Origin of the sequence: Mediterraneibacter sp. 210702-DFI.3.120 (assembly GCF_020561005.1) — a bacterium.
Classification (GTDB): Bacteria; Bacillota; Clostridia; order Lachnospirales; family Lachnospiraceae; genus Mediterraneibacter; species Mediterraneibacter faecis.
Genome location: NZ_JAJCNG010000041.1, coordinates 1 through 8,732 on the forward strand (window position 1 = coordinate 1; position 8,732 = coordinate 8,732).

Here is an 8,732-nt window from a genome sequence, read left to right on the forward strand (position 1 = left end):
ACAACCATAAACGCTCGTTAAAAGCGTCATTCTATATCGCCATACAAGACGATTGTGTAAGGAAAAATCCCTTTGATTTCAAGTTAAGTGAAGTCATAGAAAATGATACCAAAGAGAAAGTCGCATTGACAGAGGAACAGGAACAAGCCTTATTGTCATTCATCAAGACGGACAATGTGTATCATAAGTATTTTGACGATGTGCTGATACTGTTAAAGACTGGACTTCGCATTTCGGAACTATGCGGACTGACAATCATGGACGTTGATTTTATCCATGAGGTTGTGGTTATCGACCACCAGTTACTAAAGAGCAAGGAACAGGGTTATTATATTGAAACGCCTAAGACAAAAAGCGGAGCAAGGCAAGTGCCATTAAGCAAGGAAACGATACAAGCATTTCAACGGGTTATGAAGAAACGCCCAAAGGCAGAACCATTTGTGATAGACGGACGGGGCAACTTTCTATTTGTAAATCATAAAGGCAAGCCCAAAGTTGCGATTGATTACAATATGCTTTTTGTCCGTATGGTAAAGAAATACAACAAGCACCATAAGGATAACCCGTTGCCACATATCACACCACATGGTCGAGTTATAATAAGGACAAGTTAGAAAACTCCAGTAAATACAAGGGGTTGCACTAATTTAGTCCTTATTTTTAACTCCCTGAAAAAGGGAAAAATAAGGCAGCGCTGTCATTCCAGAATATGAATTATTACAGATCCAGACTGGAAATGGATTTGTGTAAGACAAGAGTAAAAATAACAGAATTATTGTAATTATAGGACTGAATTAGCTCGCACGGAATATAGATTCCGGTTGTCTAATTCAGTCCTCTTTTTGATTGACGACGATGAAAGGTGATGAAAAATGGCTAGAATTATTTCTATTGTAAACCAAAAAGGGGGAACGGGAAAATCCGCATGTACAGCTAATTTAGCAGTAGGATTAGCACAAAAGAATATGAAAGTGTTGATTGTAGATGCCGATCCACAGTCTGATGTATCCGCAGGATTTGGATATCGTGATTGTGATGACAGTAATGAAACACTTACAGCTCTTATGGATGCAGTAATGAAAGATGAAGATATTCCTTCAGACTGTTATATTAGACATCAGAAAGAGGGAATAGACATTATCTGTTCTAACATTGGACTGGCAGGTACGGAAGTACAGTTGGTAAATGCAATGAGCAGGGAATATGTATTGAAACAGATTTTATATGGTATCAAGGATCAATATGATGCAGTCATCATTGATTGTATGCCATCATTGGGAATGATTACGATCAATGCGCTGGCTGCATCAGATGAAGTCCTCATTCCAGTTGAAGCGTCTTACCTGCCAATCAAAGGATTGCAGCAGTTGTTAAAAACGATCGGTAAGGTTCGTAAGCAGATTAATCCGAAGCTGCAGGTCGGTGGGATTCTGTTCACGATGGTCGATGCTCATACAAATGATGCCAGAAATAATATGGAACTTCTTAGAAATGTATATGGAAGTCAAATTCATATCTTTGATAATTATATTCCATTTTCTGTAAGAATGAAGGAAGCAGTCAGAGAAGGACAGAGTATTTTCTCTTATGATCCGAAAGGCAAAGCTACAGAAGCCTATCGAAGAGTGACGGAGGAGGTGCTGAAAGATGCCATCTAAAAAAAGAGTAACTCCCATTTCCTTACAGCCACTTGATGCGTTGTTTGGAACAAATGAAGAGACGACCAATGGAATTAGTGAGATAGCAATAGGAAGCCTTCATCCATTTCCGAATCACCCATTTCAAGTAAAAGATGATAAGAAAATGGAAGAATTATCAGATAGCATTACACAGTATGGCGTGTTGGTTCCCGGTATTGTGCGGTTGAGAGAGTCCGGTGGTTATGAGATTGTAGCTGGTCATCGGCGAAAACGAGCATGTGAACTTGCAGGATTAGAGAAAATGCCGGTTATCATCAAAGATCTTACAGATGATGAAGCGACGGTGATCATGGTAGATTCCAACATTCAGCGAGAAGAACTACTGATCAGCGAAAAGGCATTCGCTTATAAAATGAAATATGAGGCGTTAAAGCGTCAGGGGAAACGGTCTGATTTAACTTCTTGCCAAGTTGGCAAGAAGTTGGCGGCGGAAGAAGTCAGTCAGAATACAGGAGATAGTTCCAGACAAATTCTTCGATATATTCATCTGACAGAGTTGATCGCAGAGTTTTTAGAATTGGCAGACGAGAAGAAGCTTCCCTTTAATACAGCTGTTGAAGTTTCTTATTTGAGAACTGAAGAGCAGCAGATATTACTTCAGTATATGCATAATCACAATATGGTACCTTCCATGAAGCAGGCAAAGGAATTGAAGCAGATTTCAAAAGAGCGGATGTTGACGTATTCAGAAATTGACCAGATTTGCATGAATGAAAGTACTGAAAAAGTTCAGGTGCAGATTACGGCGAAGAAATTGAAACAATATTTTCCAGATACATATACAAAGACTCAGATGGAAGAAATTATATTTATGCTTCTGGCATCGTGGGCAGAAAGAGAGGGTAAAGAATGAGCAATGAAGATATGGCAAGTAGAATACAAGTCTATCTGAAAAAGATAGAAAAGATACGTGTTAAACGGATAAAAAGAGAGAAGTTTAAACATTTGTTGAAAACATTAGGATTATCAGCAGGAAGGAAGTGAAAGTATGGCTTTAAAAATTGTACGAAGATATGATGCGAACGGAAGGGAGCTTACGGAGAAAGATCTGGAAACCTTTCGATTGGATTCTCCTGTGGTTAGAGAAATACTGGCAAACCTTAATCGGGAGGTGGCGGAAGGAATCAGACAGAGGGAGAAAAAAGATGACGATTGAAGATGTAATTAAAAAATCGATTCTGCCACTGGCATTTATGGTATTCTGGTTTTGGATGACAAAAACAATTATGAAGGTCAGTGGACAGACGGATTGGTTCTGGTGGGTATTTATTGCCGGACTTCCATTTGGAATACATAAAATGCGGTTGATTCTGATTCCGAGAGGAATGGATACCACAGCAACACTTGGGATGGCTGCATTAAGTGTCATCATTGGAGCATTGATTGGAAGTATCATGATTCCAGTGTATGTGATCAGAGCGATATACGTGTTTATACGGTATGTCATTGGAAAATAGAATATTAGATTGACAAGAGGCAGGCTTGCGAAAACAAAAATCGTAAGTCTGCCTCTTTTTGTGCTTAAAACCAGGCAATTCAGGGGAAGTCCCTTTTGCAAATATATATTCTTGGAGGATTTTTAAGATGAGAGAGCGAATTGAAAGTAAGCATGTAACTAAGGAAATCAAAAGTCAGATGCCAGTAATTCCGGTGGAAATTGTTAAAGAAAGAGGCTGTACGTTCTGCCCGTATTATCTGGGCAATTATGAGAAACAGCCACGTTGTATGATGAAAACCTGTGCCTGGGATGATGAAAATGAACGTTTCCATCCAGTTCTTCGTGAACTGATCCCATTTTACAAAGAGAAGATGGAAAAAGCAGAAGAAAAGTTCCTTGCAATGAAAAAGATTTATACAACACTGTTAGGAATGTTTGCCGATGAAATGAAGCAAGAAGAGTTGGAAAAAGATGAATGTTACGGATGTGCCTATGGAAAATGTGGACCATGTATCGGCATCTGTTACAAATCAATGAAAGCATAGGAGGGTTAAGCCAATGAATACAACAGTTATTTCCGGGCGATTGGTAAGAAATCCCGGATACAACGAAGTGGAGAATGAAAAAGGACTTCATAAGATTGCCAAGTTTGTTCTGGCAGTCAGAAGAAATTATTCCGATGAAGTCAGTTTCATTCCGGTAAAGGCTTTTGCAAAGAAAGCAGAATTTGCCAGAGATTATCTGATGCAGGGCACGAAGGTCATGGTGGAAGGCGAGATTGTCACAGGTAATTATGAAGATAAGGATACCGGGAAAAAAATTTATACCACCGAAGTGTATGCAAACCGGATTGAATTCGCAGGTGCAAAAATGGTTGACAGACCACCGTTTCCAGAAGATGCGGAAGGGTTCTTAGAGATCCCAGAGGGCATGGAAGAAGAAATGCCGTTTAGATAGAGGAGGATAAAAGATGGTTTCAGTAGATCAGGCGTATATGGTAGGGCATATGAAAAATGCCGATGGAAGTATCAATAACAAAAATGTAGTGCTGTCAGCAGCATGTGAAGCAGCGGAACTGTTCCAGTGCATGATGTCAGTAAATCAGAAACTGGAGGACTGGCAGAGATTTAACCACACCTTGGAGCAGCATCTTAGAAGTGTGGAATGTGAGAAAATCCATGATATCTGTCAGGCAGTATATGGAATGAAACATCCGTCCGATGAACTGGAAGGATTGTATCTGGCAAGAGAGGATGAACAGATATGCCTTCTGTACTATCAGGTATTTGTAGGGATGTTGGAAATCAATATCAATTCAGCTGAAGTGCTGTACAAACAGAAGGAGGAAACAATCAATGAGTAAGATGGAGTATATGCCGGTAGATTGTCTGCAGGTGCCGAAGGTGCTGTTCCAGATGGAAAAATACAAAAATCTGTCAAATACAGCAAAGATTTTATACAGCTTATTTCTGGATCGTTTGAAATTTGCGGTGCAGAATGGTTGGGTAGATGGTAGGGGGGATTTGTATGTAATCTATCCAAAAAGTGAAATGAAGAAAGACCTGAATACAACTAGATATGGGGTAGATCAGGCAGTACAGGAACTGGTGGATGTTGGAAATCTGGTGCGTATCATTCCGAACAATGGAAAGGCAAACCACTTTTATATCAACGATATTTATGAAAATGAGATGGAGGAAGAATCAATGATGACATTAGACAGCATTATGGCAAATATGCCGATGGAAGAAAGAGAAATCATTATGGACAAAATGGTGAAAGCATCCAGAGATATTCTGGAAACAATTGCAGATATGGGATATCTGGATGAATATGAGACACCACTGACTTCAATGGAAGAAAGAAATTATCGAGATGAGCAGGGACAGCTTGATGTTGATCAGATTTCCTGTGATGGCTATGAATTTGGCATGGATTTGGCGTTTGGAATTCTTGAAGAGAATGAGGAAAATGCTGATAGAGTACTGGATATTCAGGAATATGTGAACAGGCAGAATAAAAAGTGCTCAAAAAAGAAATTTATGAAAGTTCTGGAGACTCTGGTACATGCAATAGGAAATGATGAAGGATTTATTGCCGATATGTATGCGTGTGATAAAGAGGCTAGGAAAATCTATTTGGAAGAGGCGATGAATGCATTCAATTATGTGCTTGATGAATTATGTCATGGTACAGGCAGTGCGGCAAATTGTGATTTCGATGTAGAAGAGTAGGAAAATATTATGGCAGATTTTGAATATTTCAGAGCAGAAGAATCTGACCAGTTTTCTTTTTTTCGGATACCAAAAGCTCTGTTCACAGAAAAAGAGTTTGCAAGCCTGTCCACAGACGCAAAGCTCCTTTACGGAATTCTGCTTGATCGAATCAGCCTATCCAAGAAAAATGGTTGGATTGACGGTGATGGTTATGTCTATATTATTTACACGATTGCAGAATTGCAGGAGCTGTTGCGAATGTCGCATACGACAGTGACAAAGCTTCTTTATGAGCTTGACAGTGTGCATGGGATTGGATTGATCGAACGGTATCGGCAGGGGAATAATCGTCCTTCTGTCATATATGTGAAAAATTTTGTAAAACGGAGTAGAGGAAAGCCAGTAAGATACTTTTCTTCTGGAATGCCAGAAACTGGAACTCCAGACTGCAAGGAATTGGAAATCCGGATTGCAAGAAACTGGAAGTCCGGAACGCAAAAAAATAGAAGTCCGGACTGCAAGAATCTGGATGGAAGTAATACTAAGATAAATAAGACTGAAAAGAATCATACTGATAAGAGTAAGGGCAATACTCCCGCTTTGGAAGAAAAATTCAGTCAGTATGGTAGATTTAAAAATGTTGTACTGTCGGAAGCTGAACTGCAGGAACTGATGACGCTATTTCCATGGGATTACCAGAAACGGATTGATCATCTTTCTGTTTATATGAAATCCAGTGGAAAAGAGTATCAGAACCATTTTGCAACAATCTGTCTTTGGGCAGAAAGGGATGGAACCAGGATAGGAATGGATAAATATGAATTTCAGGAAGGAGAAAGCCTGTGATGGAAAACAAAGTAACAGCAGATTATCTGGATGAAGAGGGATGTCTTCATTGTGGCACCTGTGGAAAAAGAAAACAGATGAAAGTCAGTCTGATGGGATTTGAGCATGTAGTGTCCTGTTTGTGCGAATGTGAGGTGAAAGCCAGACGGGAACTGGATGAAAAGATGCAGCGGGAAGAAGCACAGCGGCTGCTTTATCAGAGAAAATCCGTCGGACTTCGGGAAAGAAGATTCTGGGAATGGAAATTTGAAAATGACAATGGAAGCAATCAGAAGATACTAATCGCCAGGCAGTATGTAGAAAACTGGACAGATATGAAGAGAAAAAATGTAGGATTGCTTTTGATGGGACCGGTTGGAACCGGGAAAAGTTTCTTTGCAGGCTGTATTGCAAATGCACTTTTGGAACTGGGAGAACGTGTCATGATGACAAATTTTTCCAGGATCTTAAATGAAATGACCAGCTATCAGGCAGATAAGAACCAGATTATACAAAATCTTGTGGATTATCCGCTGCTGATTATTGATGATTTAGGAATAGAACGAAATTCCGAGTTTGCTTTGGAGCAGGTCTATAATGTGATAGACAGCCGCTATTGTAAAATGCTTCCGCTGATCGTAACAACGAATCTGGGACTGAATGAAATGAAATCCACAGATTTAGATACTGCCCATCAGCGTATTTATAGCAGAATACTTGAAATGTGTGTTCCCATCTATTGTGGTGGAGAAGATAAGAGAAAAGAAGAAGGGACAGAAAAACTCGTACAGGTGCAGAACCTGATTACCGGTTAATCTGTCTTTTTTCATTAAAGGGGGTGATTGCCATGATTACAGATCTGGACAGCAGTTGAATCGCTGAAAGGAGGGAAAAGTCATGCAGGAAGAGGTAACTCAGAAAACGGTCACGTTCTGTATTCGGGCTACTAAGATTACGGCAGACCTGTTGAAAAAGGTTCTTGTTGCGTATCTGCGTCATCAGAAGCAGAAATCAGTAGAGAAGAAAGCACAGAAAAATCAGCCGAAACAGGGAAAGGTCACGGTAAAAGAGCTGGCAAAACAGAATGCCGGGATGGTCAATATCGAGATCACAAATAAGAATATCAAGTCCTTTGAACGGTATGCCAGAAAATACGGGATCAATTATGCTCTGAAAAAAGACAAGAGCAAAGAGCCTCCGGTTTATCTGGTATTCTTCAAGGGACGTGATCAGGATGCACTCAATGCTGCTTTCCGTGAGTTTTCCCAGAAACAGATTCAAAAAGCGAATAAACCTTCCATTCATAAGCGTCTTGCAGCTTACCGGGCAATGATGCCAAAGAAGACGAAGGACAAAGTAAAGAACCGGCATCAGGAGCAGAGTCGATGAAAAAGAAAAGCGGCAAAACTCTGATGCAGAAGTGGAAGAATAAAATCGGGGGTAAGCTGTCCGCCCTGGATAAAAAGAAACTGGTTCTTACAAATATTCCTTATGCTCTGGCTGCTTTCTATGCAGATCGGGCATTTTTTCTTTACCGGAACAGTCCGGGAGAAGATATGGGGAACAAACTATTATATGCAATGGAACACGCAGACCGGATTTTTGCTGGTTTTGTGTTAAGCAATAACTGGAAAGATCTGCTAGCAGGTATTGTTGTTGCAGTCGTTCTGAAAGTGTTGGTCTGGCAGAAACAGGCAGACGCAAAGAAATTACGGAAAGGCATCGAGTATGGTTCAGCCAGATGGGGAACCGCAGAGGATATCAAGCCTTATATGTCGGAAGATCCCTGGATGAATATTCCATTGACAGCAACAGAAGCATTGACTATGGAAAGTAGACCTAAACAGCCAAAGTATGCAAGAAATAAAAATATAGTGGTCATTGGCGGCAGTGGTTCCGGAAAAACTCGATTTTTCGTTAAGCCGTCAGTCATGCAGATGAACTGTTCCATGGTTATTACAGATCCGAAAGGCACTCTGATCGAGGAGTGCGGGAAGATGTTAGTAAAGGGACCACCTAAGAAAGATAAGAATGGAAATATTATGAAAGATAAATCAGGGAAAGTGGTACACGAACCATATGTGATTAAGGTTCTGAATACTATCAACTTTTCCAAATCGCTTCATTACAATCCATTTGCTTATATACGGTCTGAAAAAGATATCCTGAAGCTGGTCACAACAATCATTGTTAATACCAAAGGCGAAGGGGAAAAAGCTTCCGAAGATTTTTGGGTAAAAGCAGAGAAGCTGTTGTACACGGCATTGATTGCTTTTATCTGGTATGAAGGAGATGAAGAGGAAAAGAATCTGAATACCCTTCTGGATCTTTTGAATGAAAGCGAAACCCGTGAAGAGGATGAAACTTACCAGAATCCAGTGGATATGATGTTTCAGGAACTGGAAGAAAGAGATCCGCAGCACTTTGCGGTCAGACAGTATAAAAAATACAAAATGGCGGCTGGTGTTGTATGCTCTAAAAGACTTCTTAATCAAGCAGTTGGGAAGTCTCTTAGAACACACAACCTAAAACCGAAGAAAGGAGCGCAAGTTA

At 40.2% G+C, this 8,732-nt stretch carries 13 protein-coding genes and 1 pseudogene; all 14 read left to right on the forward strand.

Translation table 11 applies throughout. The annotated features are described in order from the left end of the window. A pseudogene (locus LI162_RS14640) lies at window positions 1-587 on the forward strand (tyrosine-type recombinase/integrase); the annotation flags it as partial. A 285-nt stretch (window positions 588-872) separates the two neighbouring features. Continuing rightward, the gene (locus tag LI162_RS14645) at window positions 873-1,658 is read left to right on the forward strand and encodes a ParA family protein (RefSeq protein ID WP_195389910.1); all 786 of its coding nucleotides are present in this window, start codon (window positions 873-875) and stop codon (window positions 1,656-1,658) included. Then, on the forward strand, window positions 1,648-2,553 hold the full coding sequence (locus tag LI162_RS14650; protein WP_225084007.1) for a ParB/RepB/Spo0J family partition protein: 906 nt from the start codon (window positions 1,648-1,650) through the stop codon (window positions 2,551-2,553). Before LI162_RS14645 ends, LI162_RS14650 begins: the two co-directional genes overlap by 11 nt. Further along, window positions 2,550-2,684 (forward strand): hypothetical protein, encoded by a 135-nt coding sequence (locus tag LI162_RS15625; protein WP_015524546.1) that lies wholly within the window; start codon window positions 2,550-2,552, stop codon window positions 2,682-2,684. The genes LI162_RS14650 and LI162_RS15625 overlap by 4 nt, the downstream gene beginning before the upstream one ends. 4 nt (window positions 2,685-2,688) lie before the next feature. Further along, entirely contained in the window at window positions 2,689-2,856 is a 168-nt protein-coding gene (locus tag LI162_RS14655; protein ID WP_165853758.1) for a hypothetical protein, read from the forward strand. Beyond that, on the forward strand, window positions 2,846-3,157 hold the full coding sequence (locus LI162_RS14660) for a DUF6050 family protein (RefSeq protein WP_022068206.1): 312 nt from the start codon (window positions 2,846-2,848) through the stop codon (window positions 3,155-3,157). Before LI162_RS14655 ends, LI162_RS14660 begins: the two co-directional genes overlap by 11 nt. A gap of 127 nt (window positions 3,158-3,284) precedes the next feature. Next, entirely contained in the window at window positions 3,285-3,683 is a 399-nt protein-coding gene (locus LI162_RS14665; protein ID WP_044921493.1) for a hypothetical protein, read from the forward strand. A gap of 13 nt (window positions 3,684-3,696) precedes the next feature. After that, window positions 3,697-4,095 (forward strand): single-stranded DNA-binding protein, encoded by a 399-nt coding sequence (locus LI162_RS14670; protein ID WP_005344165.1) that lies wholly within the window; start codon window positions 3,697-3,699, stop codon window positions 4,093-4,095. Window positions 4,096-4,108: 13 nt separating this feature from the next. Continuing rightward, complete coding sequence (locus LI162_RS14675; protein WP_055060295.1) at window positions 4,109-4,501, forward strand: hypothetical protein; 393 nt, start codon at window positions 4,109-4,111, stop codon at window positions 4,499-4,501. Beyond that, complete coding sequence (locus LI162_RS14680) at window positions 4,494-5,372, forward strand: replication initiator protein A (RefSeq protein ID WP_195389916.1); 879 nt, start codon at window positions 4,494-4,496, stop codon at window positions 5,370-5,372. The genes LI162_RS14675 and LI162_RS14680 overlap by 8 nt, the downstream gene beginning before the upstream one ends. A 9-nt stretch (window positions 5,373-5,381) precedes the next feature. Next, window positions 5,382-6,200: a replication initiator protein A gene (locus LI162_RS14685; RefSeq protein WP_195389917.1), complete on the forward strand. Its 819-nt coding sequence runs from the start codon at window positions 5,382-5,384 to the stop codon at window positions 6,198-6,200. Beyond that, window positions 6,200-6,994 (forward strand): ATP-binding protein, encoded by a 795-nt coding sequence (locus LI162_RS14690; protein ID WP_195389918.1) that lies wholly within the window; start codon window positions 6,200-6,202, stop codon window positions 6,992-6,994. Before LI162_RS14685 ends, LI162_RS14690 begins: the two co-directional genes overlap by 1 nt. 82 nt (window positions 6,995-7,076) lie before the next feature. Beyond that, window positions 7,077-7,568, forward strand: coding sequence for a PcfB family protein (locus LI162_RS14695; RefSeq protein ID WP_055057305.1), 492 nt, complete (start codon window positions 7,077-7,079; stop codon window positions 7,566-7,568). Continuing rightward, a partial coding sequence (locus LI162_RS14700) for a type IV secretory system conjugative DNA transfer family protein (RefSeq protein WP_227156851.1) occupies window positions 7,565-8,732 on the forward strand: 1,168 nt, incomplete at its 3' end. The genes LI162_RS14695 and LI162_RS14700, both read left to right, overlap by 4 nt.

Coding starts and splice junctions, on each gene's coding strand:
- LI162_RS14645 (WP_195389910.1), top strand. CDS start 873: ATGGCTAGAATTATTTCTATTGTAAACCAAAAAGGGGGAACGGGAAAA.
- LI162_RS14650 (WP_225084007.1), top strand. CDS start 1,648: ATGCCATCTAAAAAAAGAGTAACTCCCATTTCCTTACAGCCACTTGAT.
- LI162_RS15625 (WP_015524546.1), top strand. CDS start 2,550: ATGAGCAATGAAGATATGGCAAGTAGAATACAAGTCTATCTGAAAAAG.
- LI162_RS14655 (WP_165853758.1), top strand. CDS start 2,689: ATGGCTTTAAAAATTGTACGAAGATATGATGCGAACGGAAGGGAGCTT.
- LI162_RS14660 (WP_022068206.1), top strand. CDS start 2,846: ATGACGATTGAAGATGTAATTAAAAAATCGATTCTGCCACTGGCATTT.
- LI162_RS14665 (WP_044921493.1), top strand. CDS start 3,285: ATGAGAGAGCGAATTGAAAGTAAGCATGTAACTAAGGAAATCAAAAGT.
- LI162_RS14670 (WP_005344165.1), top strand. CDS start 3,697: ATGAATACAACAGTTATTTCCGGGCGATTGGTAAGAAATCCCGGATAC.
- LI162_RS14675 (WP_055060295.1), top strand. CDS start 4,109: ATGGTTTCAGTAGATCAGGCGTATATGGTAGGGCATATGAAAAATGCC.
- LI162_RS14680 (WP_195389916.1), top strand. CDS start 4,494: ATGAGTAAGATGGAGTATATGCCGGTAGATTGTCTGCAGGTGCCGAAG.
- LI162_RS14685 (WP_195389917.1), top strand. CDS start 5,382: ATGGCAGATTTTGAATATTTCAGAGCAGAAGAATCTGACCAGTTTTCT.
- LI162_RS14690 (WP_195389918.1), top strand. CDS start 6,200: ATGGAAAACAAAGTAACAGCAGATTATCTGGATGAAGAGGGATGTCTT.
- LI162_RS14695 (WP_055057305.1), top strand. CDS start 7,077: ATGCAGGAAGAGGTAACTCAGAAAACGGTCACGTTCTGTATTCGGGCT.